A 20316-nucleotide genomic window follows, 5' to 3' on the forward strand; every position below is an offset into this window, starting at 1 on the left:
TTCTCGTTCTATCTTGCAATGGCTGCAGGAGACAGAAGATGGGTCTCCAGCCGCGCCGCCCGGAAGGTCCAGCTCCGCCAGTCGCGCGGGCGCCGCTCGAAATCCCTGACGAGATAGTACCGGATAGCCAGTGCCTGATTCCTCTTGTCGATCAGTTGATCCGGCAACATGTGGAGATAGAGATCGAGCGCCGGAATGACGGAAGGGCCAAGGGAAGAGAGATAATCAAGATCGAGCGGCGGGCCTTCCGCAGTGATTTCCTGGCTGTGGGCGACATTGAAGCGGGCGATAATATCAGGGAAATCAATGAAGGCGCTGATGTAGACGACCACGATCAGAGAGGCGAGATTCATCGCGATCAGCCACTCGTTGGATCGGCTGAGCAGAATGCGCAGCAGGATCAAGAAAAGACCGATGGCGACGAGGCCCATCCAGAGACCGGCGGCAACACGCAGTTCGGTCAGCGAATAGACCTCGACGTAAAGCCCAAGCCGCAGCATCGACGACAGGCAAAGCAGAATGTTCTGGCCGATCCAGGCATGGACGAGGCTGCGGATCAGCGGGCTCTGATCGCCGGGACCGCCGCGCCGCATGGCGACCAGCACGAAAGCGGCGGCAAGGAGCGCTGTCGCAATCAGCGGATAGGCGCCGCGATGAGCATATTCGGCATGGCTCATGTGATCGGGCAGATCTGCACCGCCCCAGAGATAGACGAGATCGAGGAGCGTCTGCACGGCAAAGAGCGCGTTGAACAGGGCGAGCGACCGCAACAACGAAGCATGGCCAAGCGGCGCATTCCTGGTGGGTACGATCATGAACGTCCTGGCGGCCTGCGGCCTCGCAAAGCGACGCTTGAAGCGCGGCCGCAACATCGCCCAGACCACAATAGCGACGATCATCCAGAAGCCGATCCGCCAGAGATCGAGGAACTGCAGCAGAACGGCAAAATCGATGCTGCGCAGAGCGATCTCGATAAGTGGGTTGGCCGCCGCAAAGAGAGATACGAAGACCGCTGCGAGAATGAGCGGCATGATCCAGAGGCCGATGCTCTGGCGGGTTCCGGCGAAAGAGAAACGTTTCCCCGGTGTCGCAAGATATTTCCCGGTATCCTCGACAAGCCGCAGGGGAATGACGAGGGCGAAACGGAGGAAAACCAGGGGCAGGGCGGACAGGCGACGCGGCAGGAGCCTGGCGCTGACAAGCGCAACCGACATCAGGGCGCCGAGGCAAAGGGCAATGCCCGTAAACGAAGGCGATTCCAGCAGCGGCGCCGACGCCAGAACCGAAAAGCCGAGCAGCATGAACGCTTGGGAAAGCCGAGGTCTCTTGCTGGCCGAAAGGAGAGTGGCGGTGCAGACGGCGAGCGCAAAAAGGAAAAGATTTATCCCGGGTTCATGACCAAAGATCAGAAAATCTGAAAGCGCCACGAGCGCCAACAGCCCGGCAATTCGGCCGCCACCCCGCCTCATCGGCATTGCTTCCGTCAGGATATTTGTTGCGTCCATTGCTGCTCCTCTCGCAAATGCGGTTTTTCGATCATCACGAGCATGACTGCGGAACCCGCTTGAGAAGGCGGGCCTTGTGTCCCGCACGTCTCCGTCAGCCACCAACCGTCCTTGCGCAGGCGGTCCGGCAGGATCGGAGGTGTAACGCGGGGCGGCATGTCGTTCTTGCTCATGGCAGGAAGATGCCGCGCCGGATTGCAGATTTTGTGCAGAGAGTGAGGAGCAATTCAGGAATCGGCCGCGGGCCAAGAGGCAGAGAGCGTCAACCGATTGGCACGGTCTCGTTTGCCGGCCGAGCGGCTGGCATTTTTAAGAGGATCATCGAAGGAATGGAGGAGGCTTATCTGAACCTCGGTGCGCGCCTGGCATTGTGGAGTAGTTCGCAGGCTGTCGCGAATGGCCCGAAAAGTTTGAGCAACAGCGCCTGTTCCTCGGCATCTATCCGATGGCGAGCGCAGAACTCGGTTACGGACCAGACTTTCGTCAGCTCATCGGTCTCAATTTGCTTGGGTTCGATGTGTTCGGTCAAGGGCGTGTCCTCCGAATTTCGAGACTACGCCTCCCCGGCATTTATAAGAACTAGCTAAAAAGAATTATATCGACCGAATAAGCCAAGTATACGAAAACGCCCGCCGATTGTGCGGCGGGCGTCATGTTTCACAGATCTATCGCAACTGATCAGACGATATGAGCGTCGGTGCCGGTGATGTTCAGCGTCACCTTGGCAGTGTCGGTGTGGCCGTCGCCGTCGGAGATCTTGTAGTAACGGAGAACTTCCGTGTAGGTCTGACCCGCATCAAGATCGTGCGTCAGCTCGTAGGTGAACGTGCCGTCCGACTTGACATGGAAGGTGCCATAGGTGCCGGCAACGTTGGTTACAGCGTCGGCAGCGGCGTCGACCTTCGTGGTCAGGAACTGACGGAGGAACATCTTGCCGTTGTCGCCGGCAATGTCGTTGTCTAGAACGTTGCCGCCGATGGCGTGGCCTTCGGTGAAGCTGTAGACATCGTCAACTGCGATCGGCTTGACCTGGGTTACGCCCTGAATGTTCAGGGTGAACAGGCCGACGTCGGTATGACCGCTGCCGTCGGAGATCTTGTAGGAAACCTTTTCCTGGTACGATTCGCCGTTAGCGAAGCCGATCTTGGCAGCATCGCTCAGGACATAGGTGTAGCTGCCGTCCGGCTTGACGAAGAACGTGCCGTAGTCGCCATGGATTTCGGTGATCTGGCTGTTGCCGCTTTTGGCGCCAACGGTCTCGCCGTCGAAGGCGCGCAGGAAAAGGTGGCCATTATCGGATGTATCGTTGGAAAGGAGATTTCCGGAAATAACGTCAGTTTCTAGAAATGTTGCACTATCATCAGTTGCGTGTATCGGCGAAGCCATCGCTCTCTCCTCAAATTGTTATAGACGGGTCAGTTTCGACCTCAGCGAGCGGCTCCTTTAACAACCTATTAATAGTGCAAGTCAATGGGTTATTTAATGAAAGGTTAATTTCGTCACCGATAGGGGCGTTGCTTAATTCCCAGGCGAATAATTTCATTTTCACGCCAAATTGAAGAAAATTCGACCGGATCTATACCCGGCTAACTTGAACATCGGCAATGAATATATCTATGGATGATTCTGGACGCCAAACCGAGCCATCCGGTTCAGCTGTTGCAATCGCGCGCTCCGACAACTATTTTAGGGGCTAAAGCGGAAATCGAAGCCGTCGCCGGCTTGGGAACGAGACGCTTGTACATCGGCTGAATCGGCGCACGCCCTTGAGGCAGCGCGATGGTCAAATCCACAACAATCGATGAAGCCGGCAATGACCGGTAAAGGATTTTTTTGAACGACACAAATACAGCCACCGCGATTGGGGTGGTGAACTCGCGTGAGGGTGACGAAGCTGTCCGCCGCGCCGCCAAGACTTGGAAGCCGTATCCCTGTCTTCTCACACGCCGCGAATTGCAGGCGCTGATCGCCGAGCAGCTCGGCTGAGCGCCGAGCATCCTTTACATAGGAGAATTCGAAATGCAGGTACTCGTCAGAGACAACAACGTCGATCAGGCCCTCAGGGTTCTGAAAAAGAAAATGCAGCGTGAAGGGCTGTTCCGCGAAATGAAGGAACGGCGTGCGTATGAGAAGCCCTCCGAACGACGCGTCAGGCAAAAGGCGCAGGCGATCAGTCGGCAGCGTAAAGCCGCACGCAAGAAGCTGCAGCGTGAAGGCCTGATCGCCGGGCCGAAGCGGACGGCCGCCCGTTAACGGCCATCTCGGCCTTCCCAGGCTTCGACGACTACATTCCCCGGAAAGGACAGACAATGGACGAACTCAGTAGCCTCACCGTTTCAGAAGAACGCCTCGAGGATTGCCGCGATGTCGTGGAACCGGATCTGCAGGATCTAATCCAACGCGCCTTGACCTCAGGCTTTTCCCGCGAGGAGGTCCTCATCGCCGTCAGCGAACTGGTCGCTGAAGACTTTGCAGTGGTCATGGAAACCCCAAGCGTGCATTGAGGACATCGCAGGCAGCAGGAACATTCCATCCCGCCTGTCGATTGCGGGAATTGGCGCAGTAAATCACGGGAACATCGGCGTCAGCAGGTGGTTATTTCCTCTTTTGCACAGATGGAGATGACGATGGCCGAGCATGACGATGCGATACGGGTATGGGAACTGATCGACAGAATCGGGTTTTGCATGCTAACGACCCGCAACGGTGACGATCTTCGCGCCCGCCCGATGTCCGCCTATACCGCCCATTTGGAGAATGCGGTCTATTTTCTGACGGATGTGGCCAGCCACAAGGACGATGAGATCGCTCGCTGGCCAAATGTGTGCCTCGCATTTGCCGACACCAAGGGACAGAAATATGTTTCCGTGTCTGGGACGGCCGAGGTGCAGAACGATCGCGAGAAGATCAGGGAGTTATGGGCAACGCCGGCCAAGGCGTGGTGGGATAATCCCGACGATCCCTCTATCCGCATCCTGAAAATTACCCCGTCCTCGGCGGAATATTGGGATAGTCCGGGCACCATCATCAGCTATATCAAAATGGCAGCGGCAGCGGTCTCGAACAGCAAACCGGATATGGGCGACAACGCCGAGGTCAAGCTTTGACGGATCGCGGCGCTGTTCAAGCCGGCTTGGCCGATGCCTTGACGAAATCGATGAACGCCCGCAGCGGCGCTGGCACCAGCCGGCGTCCGGGATAATAGAGAAACGGCCCGGAAAAACGCTGCCACCACGGTTCGAGGATGGGCTCGAGGGCGCCGCTATCAATATACGGCCGCAGCCAGTCCTCGAAGACGCTGATGACCCCAGTGCCGGATATCGCTGCATCGATGGTGAGATCGGTCGCGCCGCCGACCCTGACGATCAACGGTCCTGAAGGTTCGACCCGCACCACCTCGCCATCTCGCTCGAACTCCCACGGCGTCGTCAGTGCACCACTGGCAAAGCGGCCCAACAGACAGGCATGGCCGAGCAGCTCGCTTGGATGTTGCGGCCGGCCATGGCGGTCGAGATAGTCAGGCGAGGCGGCGGTGGCAAAGCGCTGAACACGCGGGCCGATTGGCACGGCGATCATATCCTGCTCCAGCCGCTCGTCATAGCGGATGCCGGCGTCGCACCCGGCAGCAAGCACGTCGACGAAGCTCTCGTCGGCGATCACCTCCAGCCGAATGTCGGGATAGGCAGCGAGGAATGGTGGAACGATGGCGGGTAGCACCAGCCGCGCCGCACTGACCGGCACATTGAGCCGCAACGGACCGGCCGGCCTGTCGCGAAATCCGTTGACCACATCGAGCGCGGACTCGACTTCGGTCAAGGCAGGGCCGAGCCGTTCCAGCAAACCCTTGCCGGCTTCGGTCGGCGCAACGCTGCGGGTCGTGCGGTTGAGCAGCCTCACACCGAGTTCGGCCTCCAGCCGACGCACCGCCTCGCTGAGGAAGGAAGCGCTGCCGCCGCTTGCACGCGCGCCCTCGCGAAAACCACCGGCCCGCGCCACGGCAAGGAAGGCATTCAGATCACCAAGATCGACTTTCACTGTTCGCCCCTCCGCACAGCCCGTGCGGATTGTACCGAATTATCAGGCGCGCCGACAACGCCTATCTTGGCGTCATCTCTTGAAAGGAGTGAGATCATGTCCATTATCGATCAGCCCGGCACCTTCAATCTCGGCGACCGCAGCGTCAAACGGCTCGGCTACGGCGCCATGCAGCTTGCCGGACCCGGCGTGTTCGGCCCGCCCAGGGATCACGGAGCGGCCTTGGCCGTACTGCGCGAGGCGGTTGCGAGCGGCGTAAATCACATCGACACCAGCGATTTCTACGGCCCGCACGTCACCAACCGGATCATCCGTGAAGCGCTCCATCCCTATCGTGACGACCTCGTCATCGTCACCAAGATCGGCGCACGGCGCGGCGCGGATGGATCATGGATTCCGGCTTTCTCGCCAGAAGAACTGACGGCGGCAGTCCACGACAATCTTCGTAACTTAGGTATGGATGTGCTTGACGTCGTCAACCTCAGGCTCATGTTCGACGTTCATGGCCCTGCCGAAGGGTCGATCGAAGCACCCCTGACGGTGCTGGCCGATCTCCAGCGACAGGGTCTCGTCCGTCACCTGGGCCTAAGCAACGCCACATCGAAGCAGGTCGCCGAAGGGCGCAGGATCACCGAAATCGTCTGCGTGCAGAACCAGTACAATCTTGCGCATCGGGCCGACGATCGCCTGATCGACGAACTCGCCGGCGAGGGCACCGCCTATGTGCCCTTCTTCCCGCTCGGCGGCTTTACCCCGCTGCAGTCGTCCACCCTGTCCGATGTCGCCGCACGCCTTGGCGTCACCCCCATGCAGGTGGCCCTTGCCTGGCTGCTCCGCCGCGCCCCGAACATCCTGCTGATCCCCGGCACTTCATCCGTCGGCCATCTTAAGGAAAACCTCGCCGCTGCCGCGCTTGTTTTGCCGGATGAGGTTATCGACGAACTCAACCAAATCGGGAACATCATCGCCTGATCGCAGGCCGCGAGTTATCGCTACACCACGCTCACACGTGGTGTAGCGATAGCCGAAAACATCAGCGACGCTGGAACCCGCTCGTCATCTCCGGCCGTGAAGGCCGGTATGTTATGCCTCAATAGCGCTCCGGCACGAGCATTTCAGACGCAACCGGCGCCCTGTTGTAATCGGCATGGCGGATGCGATCCGGCAGCTCGATCTCCGGTTTGGGAACATCCTCGTACGGGATCTGTTCGAGAAGATGGGCGATGCAGTTCAATCGCGCCCGTTTCTTGTCCACCGCCTGCACAACCCACCAGGGTGCATCCTTGCTGTGCGTCCGCGCCAGCATTTCCTCCTTGGCCTTGGTATATTCCTCCCAATGGACGCGGCTTTCCATATCCATCGGTGAAAGCTTCCATTGCTTCAGCGGATCGTGGATACGCATCTTGAAGCGGAATTCCTGCTCCTCGTCGGTGATCGAAAACCAGTATTTGATCAGCACGATTCCGGAACGGACCAGCATCCGCTCGAATTCAGGCACCGAGCGGAAAAACTCCTCGAGTTCATCGGGGGTGCAGAAGCCCATCACGCGCTCGACACCGGCGCGATTGTACCAGCTTCGGTCGAAGAGCACCATTTCACCGGCTGTGGGAAGATGCGGGACATAACGCTGGAAGTACCATTGATGGCGTTCCCGTTCCGTCGGGGCCGGCAGCGCCACCGTCCGGCAGACGCGCGGATTGAGCCGTTGGGTTACGCGCTTGATCGCGCCGCCCTTGCCGGCCGAATCGCGGCCCTCGAACAGCACAACCACCTTCATCTTCGTGTGCTGAACCCAATCCTGCAGCCGCACCAACTCGTGCTGCAGCCGAAAAAGTTCCCGGAAGTAGGTCTTTCGCTCGAGCGTCGGCTCCGCCGCTTCCGCCATTCCTTCGGCAACCAGATCGTCCAGCCGATCTTCCTCCATCTGCATCTCCAGCTCCTCATCGAAGCTGTCGGCGATTTCGGCCTTTATCCGGCTGAGTTGGTCCTGATGGTTTTGAGACATGGGTTTTTCCTTCCTGCTTTTTTTGACAGGAGCACGCCATTGCAAAGGTTTTGTGACGACCACTGATCGAAAGCTGAAACGGTTCTTTGCGTCTCTCGTTCCAAGCGCGCCTATAGTTCCCCCGCCCGGTACCGGTCGACAAGATTCCGGCAGGCGCGGACCGTCAGAGCCATGACGGTGAGTGTGGTTCCGGCGATGCCGCTGCCGGGGAAGGCGCTGGCGTCGGTGACGATCAGGTTTGGGGCATCCCAGACCTGGTTGTAGGGGTTGAGCACCGAAGCTTCCGAGGTTTCGCCCATGCGCGCGCCGCCGGTTTCGTGGATTGCCGCGCCCATGCACATGGTCTTGCGGAACCAACTGCGGAACATGAAGCGGCTGAAGGCGTCGGCCTCGGGAAAGGCGCCCTTGCCCATCTCCTTGAGACCGGTGGGCGAACCGATGAATTCAAGATCGCCGCCAACCTCGCTGATCATGGCGATCAGCGTCTCCTCCTGCCGGCGAAGCAGCGCCTGCTCCTCGGCTTGCATCACGCAACGGATATGCGGAACCGGAATGTTCCAGGCGTCCTTGCGCCTGACATCGAGCGTAATGCGATTGTCGGCATAGGGCAGCATGCGGCCGAAACCGAAGAAGGCGAGACGCGCATCCGTGTCGCCGGAGACCGGCGCCCGGCCGACGCTTCCCTGGTAATCGAAATCGCCGCGGCCGGCGTCGCCCTCGCCGAAGCGGGGTATGAAGATCCCGCCCGACGGATTGTAGAACGGATCCGTCGGAGCCGAGCCATCGGGCGCCCAGCCCTTCGTCTTCGAAAAGGAACCGAAGGCGAGGCACGGAAGCTGGTCCATGAAATAGCGGCCAAGTGCACCCGAGCTGTTTCCGAGCCCATCCGGATGTTTTGCCGAAGCCGAATTCAGCAGCAGCCGCACGCTCTCGATCGGCGATGCCGACAAAACCACCGTCGCGGCACGGGCCGTCGATACTTGCCCGGTATTGCGATCGACGAACTCGGCGCCGATGGCGCGGCCGGTCTTCTCGTCCGTGGTGATGCGGCGAACGACGGCGTCGTAGCGCACCGTCAGTCGGCCGGTGGCCTTGGCTTCCCGCAGCGGTCGCGGCATACGTTCGGCGTCCGGCGCGATGTAGCGCCAGGAGACGACGTGCCTTTCCGGCCAGCGGCTTTCGACAGCCTGCTTGAAGATCTGTTCGGCGGGCGTCAGGCTTGCCGGTTTCGCATAGACGCCGTCCGGCAGGGTCGGCACATCGTCCTTGTTGCCGTAGAGCCCGAGATAGGTCTCCACTTCATCATAGAAAGGCGTTAGCTCGTCATAAGACACCGGCCAGTCCACGCCCTTTCCGGCGCGTGATCGGATCTTGAAATCGTCATCGGTCCAGCGCAGCAGCACGCGGCCGAAACTGTGGAGACGCCCGCCGCCCTGGCGGCCACGGATCCAGAGGAATGGTTCGCCCTTCGGCGTGGTATAGGGGTTCTTTCGATCGTTGACGAAGAAGTGGCTGAAACGCTCGGTAAAAAACGCCGCCCGCGCCTGGATCGGCTGGCCCTTGAGGGTCGCCCGCGCGCGCTCCCAGATATTGATGCTGCTTGCAGGCGCCTTCTTGCGGGCGGGATCGAAATCCTTCGGCCCGACGGCGGGACCAGCCTCGAGAAGCAGCACTGAAAGGCCCTGCGCCGTCAGTTCTTTGACCGCGAAGGAACCCGCCGCGCCGGAGCCGATCACCAGCGCATCGTAGACAATCTCAGACATTTCCAAATCCTGTCGTGGAGCAATTGCTCAAAACCGCGCGCAACGCGCCGGCAATTGCGGGAAAACAAAGGGACGGGGCATCAGAGCCGCGATCCGTCGGCGCCGAAGAGCGACGCCTTGGTGATATCGAGCCCGGGTGCCAGGGCATCGCCAGGCTGCAGGGTGACGTCGCCCATCAGCCTCAGCGAGAGGCTTTGATCCGCCCAGTCGAGCCAGACGACGGCGTCCGAACCCATCGGCTCGACGACGGAAACACGGCCGGGAATGATGGGCAGGCTGCTTACCGCCCCATCGAGCACAAGATGCTCAGGGCGAAAGCCGAGCGTTGCCGGTCCTTCCGCCGCGCCTGCGCTAAAGGAATAGCCGGAGAGATCGACGGCGAGCCCCTTGCTCCGGAAGAGCGGCGAGGCGCCGCCGCGTTCGATCCTGCCCTCGATGAAATTCATCGCCGGCGCGCCGATGAAACCGGCAACGAAGAGATTGGCCGGACGGCGATAGATCTCAGCCGGCGAGGCGAGCTGCTGGATCACGCCGTCGCGCATGATGGCGATGCGATCGGCAAGCGTCAGCGCCTCGACCTGATCATGCGTCACGTAGATCATGGTGTTGCCGAGGCGCTGATGCAGCTTCTTGATCTCGACGCGCAATTCGTTGCGCAGCTTGGCATCGAGGTTCGACAGCGGTTCGTCGAAAAGGAAGACATCGACTTCGCGCACCAGCGCCCGGCCGATGGCGACACGCTGGCGCTGGCCGCCCGACAGCTCGGCAGGGCGCCTGTCGAGCAGCGTGTCGAGATGGAGGAGCGCGGCCGTGCGGGCGACGCGAGCCTCGATCTCGGGTTTCGGCAGACCGGCGACGCGAAGGCCGAAGGAGAGGTTCTTGCGGACCGACATGCGTGGATAGAGTGCATAGGATTGAAAGACCATGCCGATGCCGCGGTCCTTCGGCTCCTCCCAGCTGACGTTCTTGCCTGAGATCCACACCTCGCCTGCGGTGATGTCCTGGAGGCCGGCAATGGCGCTCAGAAGCGTTGACTTGCCGCAGCCGGAAGGGCCGAGCAGCACCAGGAATTCCCGCGGGGCGATATCGATCGACAGCTTCTCGATCACCGTATGGTCGCCATAGGTGATCTTCAGGTCCTTGACGGAGACGGCAGACTGCATGGAAGCGTTACCCCTTGACTGCGCCGGCGGCGATGCCGCGCACGAACCAGCGGCCGGACAGGAAATAGATGGCGAGCGGAACGATGGCGGTCAGGATCGTCGCCGCCATGTTGACGTTGTAGGTCCGCTCGCCCATCGTAGTATTGACGATATTGTTGAGCTGTACGGTCATCGGCAGATTGTCGCGTCCGGCGAAGACGAGACCGAGCAGGAAGTCGTTCCAGATGCCGGTGAACTGCAGCATCGAGACCACGACCACCATCGGCACGGCGATCGGCAGCATGATCTCAAAGAAGATCCGCCAGAAGCCGGCGCCATCGACGCGCGCCGCCTTGCAGAGCTCCTCCGGCACGCTGACGAAATAATTGCGGAAGAGCAGCGTCACCAGCGGCAGTCCGAAGATGACATGCACGAGAATGATGCCGGCGAGCGAATTGTAGAGGTCGATATTCGCCATCGCCCGGACCATCGGATAGAGGAAAATCTGGTAGGGGATGAGGCCGCCGGCCATCAGCAGGCCGAAGAGCAGGTTTGCCCCGCGCGGCCGCCAGAGCGACAGCGCATAGCCATTGACGGCGCCGATGAAGACCGAGAGCGCCACCGCGGGAAGGGTGATCGCCACCGAATTCCAGAAGCCGCTGCGAATGCCGACGCAAACGGTCCCCATGCAGGCGCCCGACCAGGCGGTCCTCCAGGCGGAGAAATCGAGCCTAGCCGGCAGGGCGAAGATCTGACCGAGCCGGATTTCGTCCATCGACTTCAGCGAGGTGACGACCATGGTGTAGAGCGGCAGAAGAAAGAAAAGCGCGGCAACAACCAGGAAGGAATAGAGGCCGATGCGCCCGGCGGTGATCTGCGCCGGCTTCGGACCGTTCGGATGAGGACCTGCCATCACGCGCCTCCCTTCGCTCTGTCGCGCATGTGCATCGCGTAGCGGAACGGGGCGACTGCGATGATCACACCGAGGACAAGCACCGTCGCGCCGGCGGTCGCGAGGCCGAGGTTCTGGCGTCCGAACAAATTGTCCATGATGAATTTCGCCGGCACCTCCGTCGCATTGCCGGGGCCGCCATTGGTCATGGCGACGACGATGTCATAGGTCTTGATCACCCCCATCGCGAGCAGCATGCCGGCTGCCGCCAGCGCTGGCCCGAGCTGCGGCAGGACGATCGAGACATAGATCCGCCAGACGGGAATGCCGTCGATCCGCGCCGCCTTCCATTGCTCGCCTTCGATGCCGCGCATGCCGGCGAGCGCGATGACCATCACCAGCCCCGCACCCTGCCAGACGCCGGCAAGCACCAGCGCATAGATCGCCAGGTCGCGATTGACCACCCAGTCGAGGACAAAACTCTCCCAGCCGAGCGAACGCACGCTCGCCTGGATGCCGAGGGTCGGATTGAGCATCCATTGCCAGATCAGCCCGGTCACGACGAAGGACATGGCGTAGGGATAAAGAAATATGGTTCTGAAGGCGCTTTCAAAACGGATCTTGCGGTCAAGTGCTGCGGCCAGCAGGAAGCCGAGCAAAAGGCAGCCAGCAACGTAGAGCACACCGAAGATCAACACGTTTTGCAGCGATGCAAGCCACTTGGCGGAAGCAAACAGTTTCGAATACTGCGCAAAGCCGACATAGGTCGAGGATGGAAAGAGCGTCGAGTTGGTGAAGGACAGGCGGATCGACCAGGCCATGGTGCCGATGAAGACCACGACCGCGACGAACCATGTCGGCAGCAGCGCAATGGTGGCGGAAAGATTGGGCTTGCGTTTGATGGGCATCGGCCAGCTCGTTGACGGAAGGAAGCAGGGCGCACGCCGCCCCGCGAGGCAGCAGCGTCGGCCGCGGCGTCGGGATCAGGCCGACGCCGCAGGCACTATTCTACTCGAAGACGGCGAAGAAATTCTCCGCCCCGGAGGCTGCATCGTTTGCGCCACCGCTCCAGTATTCGTCGACGAAATCGTCAAGCGCGCCGACCTGCTGCGGAGTCAGCACGATCGCCTGATCCGGAACGATCGCACCGGCAGCCATCAACTCGGCACCCTTCTGGGCGCAGACATCGAGTTTCGATTTGTCGACGTCGGTGCGCATCGGGACAGAGCCTTTCTTCAAGGCGAATTCGACCTGCACCGCCGGATCCATGACGACTTCGGCGAGAAGTTTCTGCGCCTTGTCGGTCACGGCATTGCCGGTCTTCGGGAACCAGAGGGAGTCGGCGATATAGACCATGCCCTTGGACTCCGGCACGATCATGCAGCCATAGTCCTCGCCCGGCTCCTTGCCGGCGACAGTGAATTCGCCCTTGGCCCAGTCGCCCATGAACTGCACGCCGGCCTTGGCGGTGATCAGCATGGCTGTTGCGTCGTTCCAGTTGCGGCCGGCAGCACCCGCATCGACATAGCCGCGCAGCTTGCCGAGAATTTCGAGGGTCTTCTTCACGCCGTCAATGGAGGCCTGGCTCTTGTCCTTGTCGACATAAATCTTCAGGAAGCCGTCGATCCCGACCTGCGAGAGCAGGATCATGTTGAAGACCTTGGTCTGCTGCCACGGCTGGCCGCCCCAGGCAACGGGAACGATGCCGGCAGCCTTCAGCTTGTCGAAGTCGGCGAAGAACTCGTCCCAGGTCTTGGGCTCCTCGGCGATGCCGGCCTTGCCGAAGGCCTCCTTGGAATAGAACACCCAGCTTTCGCCATGGGCGCCGGTCGGCGCGAGATAGGCTTTGCCGTTATAGGAGATGAGATCATGGATCGATTTCGGCAGGACGTCAGCCCATTTGCCGGCACCGGCTACGTCGTCGATCGGATTGAACAGACCCTGGTTGATGAAATCTGCGGCCGCAAGGCCGATGACGCCTTGCTTGGCGCCGGGCGCGTCACCGGCAACGATACGGTTCTGGAAGGCGGCATCGGCGGCGCCGAAGCCGGCGATCGAGGAATCCTTCCAGACGCCGCCGCGCTTTTCGAACTCGGTCTTGATGACGTTGAGGGCTGCCGCTTCGCCGCCCGACGTCCAGGACGACATGATCTCGATTGTCGGTTTGTCCTCGGCATGCGCCGAAGCGAAGAGACCGGCGAATGCCACACCGGCAAGAAAAAGCTTTATCATTGTCGTCATTGTTCCACCTCGTGAAATGCCCTCTTTGCGGGGCGTTCGTTGTCTTGGGAATAATCGTCAGCGATAGATCGGCAGGAGCGCCTGCCGGACGAGAGTCAGCCCGTTGGCGATGTCGCGGACGGGATCCGGCGCGGCATCGAGTTCGAGAATTGCCCAACCTTCATAGGCGCGGTCGCGCAGCAGCCGGATCCAGGCCGGCCAGTCGACCCGTCCAAGGCCGAAGCTGCAGAAATACGGTTGGTGGCGATCGTGGATGTGCTTGTCGATCGGCGTGTCGGCAGGCATGGGCCCGATCGCATCCTTCCAGTGGGCGATGATCACGCGCTCGTGGTGGCGATCAACAAGCTGGATGGGATCGGAGCCGGCAACGATGATATGGGCCGTGTCCGGGCACATATGCACATAGGCTGGGTCGGTCAGAAGCATCATCAGTTCGACGTCGCGGGCGGCGGCAAAGATCGAGTGCGCCTCGGTGTGCAGCGCCAGCCGCACGCCCCTGGCATAGAGGGTCGCGCCGAGCCGGTTCAGGAAATCGGCGATCACCTTGGCACGGTCGAAATCGTAGAACTGCACCGGCTGGGCGCCGAGCGTCTGGCGAAGCGGGGCACCGATCACCATGATGTCGCTGCCGCAGGCTTTCAGGAAGTCGGCATAACGCTCCGCCTTGTCGATCAGCGCGCGCTGGGCCTCGGGCTCGGCGAAGTCGCCCGCCGCCTCCAGTTCGGCGAAGAAGCCGCTGCAGAGCGTCAGGCCGCGTCTTGCCAGCTCGGCTGCAAAGGCATCGACGGAACCATAGGTCTTGATCGCATCCTGCCAGTTGAACGGAGAAAACGTCAGCTCGACGCCGGTGACGCCCGAGGCCTGCACGCTGTCGAGAATCTTGTTCCAGAAGGCACGCGGTTCGGCGCGCGCATAGTCGATGATCGCGTCATGGCTATCGACACCCCAGAAGCCGGGATCGAAGAACGTCACGAGATCGACGCCGAAGCGGAGCCTGTCGCCAGTAGCCATATCCATTCCACTTCTTAAGGCATGACCTACCCGCGTGCGGAACAGCGGCTCCACAATCAATAAATCATGAATTTTCAACGCATTAAAGAATGGCAATCGTTTGCCATGCCTAGATGATAATCAAGCTGGTTTTTTAAGCAAGCGATTTTTGGCAAACGTTTGCTATAAATCGCCGGCTGCCTTAGAGTTGCAAATCGGAGCATCCGGGAGAATGAAACAAACGTGAATAAAAACAGGGATGTGGCCGCAGAGGAGCAGTCGGGTGCGTTGATGGCTGATGTCGCACGGCTCGCCGGTGTTGCGATCTCAACGGTGAGCCGCGCGCTTGCCAATCCCGGACGGGTCAACGAGAAGACGCGCGCCAAGATCAACGCGGCGGCCAAGCAGCTCGGCTATACTCCGAATGCAATGGCACGCGGTCTGAGAGTCGGTAAATCCAACATCATCATGATCATCCTGCCCGGATCGCTCTATTATGGCGTCTCACAGATCATTCCGCAGGTCCTGCAGAGTATCAACAAGTCGCTGATCCAGGGCGGCTACAACCTGATGATCGCCAACCTCGATCGCGACGAGATTTCCGAGCGGCACATTCTCGACCTCGCCTTCGGCGGCAGCGTGCGCGGAGCCATTATCCTGTCATCGAAGCTTCCGGAGGTCGATGGGCGCTCGCTGGCAAGTTCCGGCCTGCCGATCGTTTCGATGCTGCTCGACATGAGCGATGCGGGCCTGCAGAGCGTCGTGACGAACGACCGCGAGGCTGTGCGCGACGTAACCGCCGAACTGATCCGGCTGGGCCACCGCCGGTTCTTCTACCTTGCAGGACCTGAAGGCAATTATCATGACGTCGAGCGTTATGGCGGCGTGCTCGAGGCGCTTGAGGCGGCGGGATTGTCTGCGGAGTCGGTGCGTCGCTCGGGCGGTCGCCTCGATTATCAGCACGGTTTCGACATCGGCGTGCAGGCGGCAGACGATTTCGCTGGATTGGACGAGAAACCAACGGCAGTCATCGCCACCAGCGATGACATGGCCATCTCATTTGTCAGTTGCATCAAGCGCGCAGGCTTGAGCATTCCCGATGATCTGTCCGTCGTCTCCTTCGACGGTTCGCCCGTCTGCGAATTCTCCTCGCCGCCGCTCTCGACGATCGAACAGCCGGTGGAAGAGATGGGCCGCGCTGCAGTGGATCTCCTGCTCGACGCGCTTGGCCAGAGCCAAAACCCTGCTTCTGCGCCCACCGTCATCCGCAGCAGACTCATCCTGCGGGAGAGCGTTGCCCCTCCGAAGAGTTGACGATACCGGCACCGGCATCTCGATCGGATGGGCGCAAGACAAGCCAACTCAGCGAATTTTGATCTCGACCCGCGTTGGCATGAAAGCGATCTCTGATAGACCGGGCATCGAAAGCCCGTCGACCAGACTTTTGCGCCTGCCGGAAAGACGCTGAAATGCCTCATATGTCAGAAGGACATGAGAAGGTTTGCCGCGGTCAGTGATGATGACCGGTCCCATTTGGGCAGCCTTCTTCGCACTGCTGACATGGTGAATGAATTCATGGCTGGAAAGCGTAGTAATGGTCATGACATGCCCCGTGTATTTACCCACATATAACACTGTCAGCCGTCAGGCTGTTATAATCCGCGATCTAAATCCGCTCCGGGAGCTCTTACAGCCGAGAGGGAGATTTTAGTTGTCAGTAATACGATCGTCCGGCAACATTACTGGCTAGTTTCTCGAATTGAATAGTATTGCCACCAGCACGTTGGGGAGACGGGCATGTGCGCAGAACTTGTCGAGCGTCGATTGACAGCTATTCTGGCCGCCGATGTGGTGGGGTACAGCCGTCTCCTGGAGGCAAACGAAGAGGACACGCTCAATGCCCTTCGGCAGCATCGCCGCGAGCTCTTCGAACCGGCTGTCACGACCCACGACGGGCGTATAATCAAGGTGATGGGCGACGGTTTCCTGGTCGAGTTCGGCAGCGTGCTCAGTGCCGCCCGATGCGCAGTCGATATCCAGCGCGGCATGCTTGAGCGCAACATGGGGCTTCCAGCCGACAGGCATTTTGCGTTTCGAATAGGCTTGAATTTGGGCGACATCGTCTTCGACGCGGATGACTTTCATGGGGACGGCATTAATGTGGCGGTCCGGCTACAAGCCCTTGCAGCTCCGGGCGGCATTGCCTGTTCGGCGGCGGTGCGCCACGAAGTCGGAAACAAACTCGGCCTCGATTTCGCAGACCAGGGCGAAAAGACCGTCAAGAATATATTGCGTCCGGTGCATGTCTATTTTGCCGATTGGGGCAATGTCGCCTCCGGTGAAGGGATGCCGCTTACCGCAAACGGCCACACGCAGGCACCCGTCAACAAGCCATCCGTGGCAATCCTGCCATTTGCCAACATCAGCGACGATCCCGCCCAGGAGTTTTTCAGCGACGGCATTACCGAGGACATCATCACTGATCTATCGAATGTTTCAGGCCTGTTTGTCCTGAGCCGCTATACTGTCTTCACATGGAAAGGCCGGAGCGAAAACCTGCAGCGCATCGCCAGGGAGCTCGGGGTCGCCTATGTCGTAGAAGGCAGCGTCCGCAAGGCCGGCACCCATGTGAGGATCAATGCCGAATTGATCGACGCAGCCAGCGACGGCCACGTCTGGGCGGCGCGTTACGACCGCGACCTCACCGATATCTTCGAAGTGCAGGACGAGATCACGAAGGCAATTGTCGAGCAATTGAAGGTCAAGCTGCTCCCGGAGGAAAAGGAAGCAATCGAGCAAGCGCCGACAGAGAGCGTCGAAGCTTATACGCACTTCCTCAGAGGGCGCGAATACTACCATATTGCCTCGCGCTCGAACCATCTGATGGCCAGGCAGAGCTTCGCCCGAGCCATCGAACTGGATCCGAATTATGCCCGCGCCTATGCCGGCATCGCGGTTTGCGATGCGCGTCTGCGGTCTCAGTTCGGCGCCGAGATTCCGGTGGAGGACATTCTCGCGAATACGACGATGGCGCTCGTTATCGATCCCAATCTGGCGGAGGCCCATGCGGCCAAAGGATTTGCATTGGCGGTGGCCGGTAATCGCACCGAGGCGGTTTCTGCATTCGAGCAGGCTTTGTCGCTCGACGCCGATTGCCACGAGGCAAATCGGTATTATGCCGAATTTTGCGTCACCGAAGGTCAATTTGAACTCGCGGCTACGCACTTTCAGCGTGCCATGGAAATCAAGCCTGCCGACTATGGTGCGCCGATCATGCTTGTGAACGTCCTTCGTTCGCTCGGGCAAACAGACAAGGCCAGCAACTATGCTCGGATCGCGTTGAAAAAGGCTGAGGAAGAACTGCGGCGACATCCGGAGAATGCCAATGTTGCCTGTCTTGGGGCGACGGTGCTGGCCTTTCTCGGTGTCCGCGATCAGGCTCTGGAGTGGTTGGCCCGCTCCCTGGCGACGGATCCCGATGATATCAACATTCAGTACAATGCCGCCTGCACCTATGCACTGCTTGGCGAGATTGAGCGTGCGATAGACTTGCTCGAGGTCTGGATGCCGCAGGTCGGCATAGAGATGCGGCTGTGGTTCAAGAACGATTCCGACCTCGATCCCATTCGCACTCACCCGCGTTATTTAAGGTTGGTTGAGCTGCCAGAATAACGCCCCGTACATTTAGGCAGGCTAGTTCTAATTCTATTTTATTACTTGCTAAAATTCGTGCGAGCGCCGATCGTCAACTTAAACTGGCAAGCATAAAAGTCTTTTGAGGGGGAGCGGATGGGCACCCGGTTCAGGCTTTTTGTACAGCCTCCATTTGAAGATGCTCGGTCCAAGCCCGAGATCGTTGAAGTATCGTCTCCGTTGGGTAGCCTGACAGCTGGCCCAGCCGACGATCGCATGTTTGTTGTAGAGCCAGTCGGCAAGACCGGTCCTTACGGTTTGAACCGCGGGCCGCTCGGAACGCCGTACATGTATCTACCGCCCTGGACGGGGAAAATCCTCAAGCCCGTCACCCCCGACGTGTGCGGCAATTTCAACTATCTCCGACCTTCGATGGCCGGCTTCGAAGCCGCGCATGTTTTTGGATGCGTGCGTTTCACACTAGATGTCTGGGAGCGTTATCTCGGCCAGCCGCTCACCTGGCATTTTCGCGAGCACAATGACCGTCTGGAGATCTCCATTTTGCCGCAATGGGACAACGCACAGTACGGCTATGGTTTCCTCGAAGTCGGCAGCCAGTTCGATAAGGATGGAAGCATCCTTCCCTTCAGCCTGGATTTCGACGTCATCGCCCACGAGGTGGGACACGCGATCATCTTCAGCGTGCTCGGCGTGCCGCGTCCAGGAGCCGAGTATCCCGAATATCTTGGCTTCCAGGAGGCCTTCTCCGACTGCGGGTCGCTGATCGCGGCCATGCATTTTCCGTCCGTGATCGACAATGTTCTCGCGGAGACGCGCGGTAACCTCTACCGCGCAAACCGCCTCTCACGCTTTTCGGAATTTTCGCCGCATCGCCAGATACGGTCGGCAAACAACAAAAGGACGATGGCCGAATTCGCGCGTGGGTGGAAGGACGAGCACGAACTCTCGCAGCCGCTCACCGGCGCGATATTCGACATCCTCGTCGACATCTTTCACGAGAGCCTCGTGGCGCGCGGCCTGATCTCGGACGCGGTTGAAGACCTCGCAGATATTGCCGAGTTCGATCCGGCTGCCGAGGCGACGGTGCAACATGCTTTCGACCGCGCTTTCGCGCGGAACTCGGATGGTTTTGTCGAAGCACTGCTCGACGCCCGCGATATCGTCGGGACGTATCTGGCGGAAGCCTTGTGGGCTCTCGCTCCCGACTTTCTCGACTACGGCGACGTCGCGAGAACGATGCTTGCGATCGATCAGAACGAAAGTGGCGGTCAGTTCGCACGGATTATCAGTAGGAACTTCAGGCGACGGGCGATTGGTGAATTGCACGCTGGCCCGCACCTCAAAGGCGGCGAGCATCACAGTCATCTCCACTCTGCGCGGACGTTGCTGCCGATAGATTATCTGGAGCTTCCGAAGATGCCCTTTCGCGAGAAAGTTCTGCTGTCGAGATCAGGCATCGGTCAATAACCAGGTGGATGGAGGCAGACGTGGCAGACAACGAAACCTTATTAGGTGTATCAGCGGTGTATCTCTTCGGGCGTGAACTCAGTGACCTTCTTCTGAGAGGCGACGTTTATCAGCCTCTGATCGGAAATCCATTGGGGGCTAACAGTTTTCTGAGGGGCCAGCTCAGCACGAACGAAGCGACCCTCGCGCGAATCTATGCTTTCTCTTTCGAGGGGACTTTCGTTGAACTAAGCCCACCGGCTATTTTCGTCGTCCACGGTAGCGGCCTGAATCCTGACGATCCCCCTCCGCGGAACGTCGATGGCGACATCGAATACGACAGATTGTCTCGGTCCCCAGGATCGAGTGCACGAACGGGCCTCGGCTCCCAAATTGGAGCGCTCGCCAGGGATATGAAGGTCTGGATCTATGACAAGGACGATGTCTCGATGAGGCTTGATGCCCAAACTGGAACCCTTGAGCAAATCCTGCTTTCGGCCGAGGCCTCGGCTGATCCTCGAGGAATGGCAAGCGGCGGATTGTCCAGGTCGGGTGGCGCCTTGTCCCGCTCCGGCGGCGTGATGTCGAGATCAGGCGGATTCATCCCACGCAGATCGGGCGATGGTGATTAATTTTTACGGAT

The 20316-nt window shown here is 59.8% G+C and carries 22 protein-coding genes; 9 read left to right on the forward strand and 13 right to left on the reverse strand.

Going from position 1 to position 20316, the window contains the following annotated elements; translation table 11 throughout:
• Window positions 1-8 precede the first annotated feature (8 nt).
• From RCCGE510_RS24360 to RCCGE510_RS24370, 4 genes are all read right to left on the reverse strand, one after another.
• Window positions 9-1505: a DUF4173 domain-containing protein gene (locus tag RCCGE510_RS24360; protein WP_007634346.1), complete on the reverse strand. Its 1497-nt coding sequence runs from the start codon at window positions 1503-1505 to the stop codon at window positions 9-11.
• The gene (locus RCCGE510_RS33715; RefSeq protein WP_081525789.1) at window positions 1484-1678 is read right to left on the reverse strand and encodes a hypothetical protein; all 195 of its coding nucleotides are present in this window, start codon (window positions 1676-1678) and stop codon (window positions 1484-1486) included. Before RCCGE510_RS33715 ends, RCCGE510_RS24360 begins: the two co-directional genes overlap by 22 nt.
• Before the next feature lie 167 nt (window positions 1679-1845).
• A complete protein-coding gene (locus RCCGE510_RS24365; protein WP_007634348.1) occupies window positions 1846-2034 on the reverse strand; it encodes a hypothetical protein in 189 nt (62 codons plus the stop codon).
• A gap of 149 nt (window positions 2035-2183) precedes the next feature.
• A complete protein-coding gene (locus tag RCCGE510_RS24370; RefSeq protein ID WP_007634351.1) occupies window positions 2184-2891 on the reverse strand; it encodes an Ig-like domain-containing protein in 708 nt (235 codons plus the stop codon).
• Between the two features lie 447 nt (window positions 2892-3338).
• Here RCCGE510_RS24370 and RCCGE510_RS35265 point away from each other — a divergent pair, with 447 nt between their 5' ends.
• The 4 genes from RCCGE510_RS35265 (at window position 3339) to RCCGE510_RS24385 (ending at window position 4612) form a co-directional block, all read left to right on the forward strand.
• Window positions 3339-3491 (forward strand): hypothetical protein, encoded by a 153-nt coding sequence (locus RCCGE510_RS35265; protein WP_007634352.1) that lies wholly within the window; start codon window positions 3339-3341, stop codon window positions 3489-3491.
• Between the two features lie 33 nt (window positions 3492-3524).
• Complete coding sequence (gene rpsU, locus RCCGE510_RS24375; RefSeq protein ID WP_007634354.1) at window positions 3525-3758, forward strand: 30S ribosomal protein S21; 234 nt, start codon at window positions 3525-3527, stop codon at window positions 3756-3758.
• 56 nt (window positions 3759-3814) lie between these two features.
• Window positions 3815-4009 (forward strand): hypothetical protein, encoded by a 195-nt coding sequence (locus RCCGE510_RS24380; protein ID WP_007634356.1) that lies wholly within the window; start codon window positions 3815-3817, stop codon window positions 4007-4009.
• A 123-nt stretch (window positions 4010-4132) separates the two neighbouring features.
• The gene (locus RCCGE510_RS24385; protein ID WP_007634358.1) at window positions 4133-4612 is read left to right on the forward strand and encodes a pyridoxamine 5'-phosphate oxidase family protein; all 480 of its coding nucleotides are present in this window, start codon (window positions 4133-4135) and stop codon (window positions 4610-4612) included.
• 16 nt (window positions 4613-4628) lie between these two features.
• On the opposite strand, the gene RCCGE510_RS24390 is transcribed toward RCCGE510_RS24385, so the two are convergent.
• Complete coding sequence (locus RCCGE510_RS24390; protein ID WP_007634360.1) at window positions 4629-5540, reverse strand: LysR family transcriptional regulator; 912 nt, start codon at window positions 5538-5540, stop codon at window positions 4629-4631.
• 96 nt (window positions 5541-5636) lie between these two features.
• Here RCCGE510_RS24390 and RCCGE510_RS24395 point away from each other — a divergent pair, with 96 nt between their 5' ends.
• The gene (locus tag RCCGE510_RS24395; RefSeq protein ID WP_007634362.1) at window positions 5637-6512 is read left to right on the forward strand and encodes an aldo/keto reductase family oxidoreductase; all 876 of its coding nucleotides are present in this window, start codon (window positions 5637-5639) and stop codon (window positions 6510-6512) included.
• Between the two features lie 118 nt (window positions 6513-6630).
• On the opposite strand, the gene ppk2 is transcribed toward RCCGE510_RS24395, so the two are convergent.
• The 7 genes from ppk2 to RCCGE510_RS24430 all read right to left on the reverse strand — a co-directional run bounded on the left by ppk2 (window position 6631) and on the right by RCCGE510_RS24430 (window position 14594).
• A complete protein-coding gene (gene ppk2 / locus RCCGE510_RS24400) occupies window positions 6631-7545 on the reverse strand; it encodes a polyphosphate kinase 2 (RefSeq protein WP_007634364.1) in 915 nt (304 codons plus the stop codon).
• Between the two features lie 110 nt (window positions 7546-7655).
• Window positions 7656-9308, reverse strand: a complete 1653-nt coding sequence (locus tag RCCGE510_RS24405) for a GMC family oxidoreductase (RefSeq protein WP_007634366.1) — start codon at window positions 9306-9308, stop codon at window positions 7656-7658.
• An 80-nt stretch (window positions 9309-9388) separates the two neighbouring features.
• On the reverse strand, window positions 9389-10471 hold the full coding sequence (locus RCCGE510_RS24410) for an ATP-binding cassette domain-containing protein (protein WP_007634368.1): 1083 nt from the start codon (window positions 10469-10471) through the stop codon (window positions 9389-9391).
• Between the two features lie 7 nt (window positions 10472-10478).
• Window positions 10479-11363: a carbohydrate ABC transporter permease gene (locus tag RCCGE510_RS24415; RefSeq protein ID WP_007634369.1), complete on the reverse strand. Its 885-nt coding sequence runs from the start codon at window positions 11361-11363 to the stop codon at window positions 10479-10481.
• Window positions 11363-12250, reverse strand: a complete 888-nt coding sequence (locus RCCGE510_RS24420) for a sugar ABC transporter permease (protein WP_007634370.1) — start codon at window positions 12248-12250, stop codon at window positions 11363-11365. The genes RCCGE510_RS24415 and RCCGE510_RS24420 overlap by 1 nt, the downstream gene beginning before the upstream one ends.
• A 100-nt stretch (window positions 12251-12350) precedes the next feature.
• Window positions 12351-13583, reverse strand: a complete 1233-nt coding sequence (locus RCCGE510_RS24425) for an ABC transporter substrate-binding protein (protein WP_037079626.1) — start codon at window positions 13581-13583, stop codon at window positions 12351-12353.
• Between the two features lie 57 nt (window positions 13584-13640).
• Window positions 13641-14594, reverse strand: coding sequence for a sugar phosphate isomerase/epimerase (locus RCCGE510_RS24430; RefSeq protein ID WP_007634374.1), 954 nt, complete (start codon window positions 14592-14594; stop codon window positions 13641-13643).
• A gap of 222 nt (window positions 14595-14816) precedes the next feature.
• Between RCCGE510_RS24430 and RCCGE510_RS24435 the strand changes: the two genes are divergently transcribed.
• Window positions 14817-15887 (forward strand): LacI family DNA-binding transcriptional regulator, encoded by a 1071-nt coding sequence (locus tag RCCGE510_RS24435; RefSeq protein WP_037079628.1) that lies wholly within the window; start codon window positions 14817-14819, stop codon window positions 15885-15887.
• Window positions 15888-15935: 48 nt separating this feature from the next.
• Here RCCGE510_RS24435 and RCCGE510_RS24440 read toward each other — a convergent pair whose 3' ends face one another.
• The gene (locus RCCGE510_RS24440) at window positions 15936-16175 is read right to left on the reverse strand and encodes a type II toxin-antitoxin system prevent-host-death family antitoxin (RefSeq protein WP_037079632.1); all 240 of its coding nucleotides are present in this window, start codon (window positions 16173-16175) and stop codon (window positions 15936-15938) included.
• A gap of 195 nt (window positions 16176-16370) precedes the next feature.
• Between RCCGE510_RS24440 and RCCGE510_RS24445 the strand changes: the two genes are divergently transcribed.
• From RCCGE510_RS24445 to RCCGE510_RS24455, 3 genes are all read left to right on the forward strand, one after another.
• Window positions 16371-18245: an adenylate/guanylate cyclase domain-containing protein gene (locus RCCGE510_RS24445; protein ID WP_007634379.1), complete on the forward strand. Its 1875-nt coding sequence runs from the start codon at window positions 16371-16373 to the stop codon at window positions 18243-18245.
• A gap of 117 nt (window positions 18246-18362) precedes the next feature.
• Window positions 18363-19694, forward strand: coding sequence for a hypothetical protein (locus tag RCCGE510_RS24450; RefSeq protein ID WP_037079635.1), 1332 nt, complete (start codon window positions 18363-18365; stop codon window positions 19692-19694).
• Window positions 19695-19702: 8 nt separating this feature from the next.
• Window positions 19703-20305: a hypothetical protein gene (locus RCCGE510_RS24455; protein ID WP_007634383.1), complete on the forward strand. Its 603-nt coding sequence runs from the start codon at window positions 19703-19705 to the stop codon at window positions 20303-20305.
• Window positions 20306-20316 lie beyond the last annotated feature (11 nt).

Source organism: Rhizobium sp. CCGE 510 (assembly GCF_000292525.1).
Classification (GTDB): domain Bacteria; phylum Pseudomonadota; class Alphaproteobacteria; order Rhizobiales; family Rhizobiaceae; genus Rhizobium.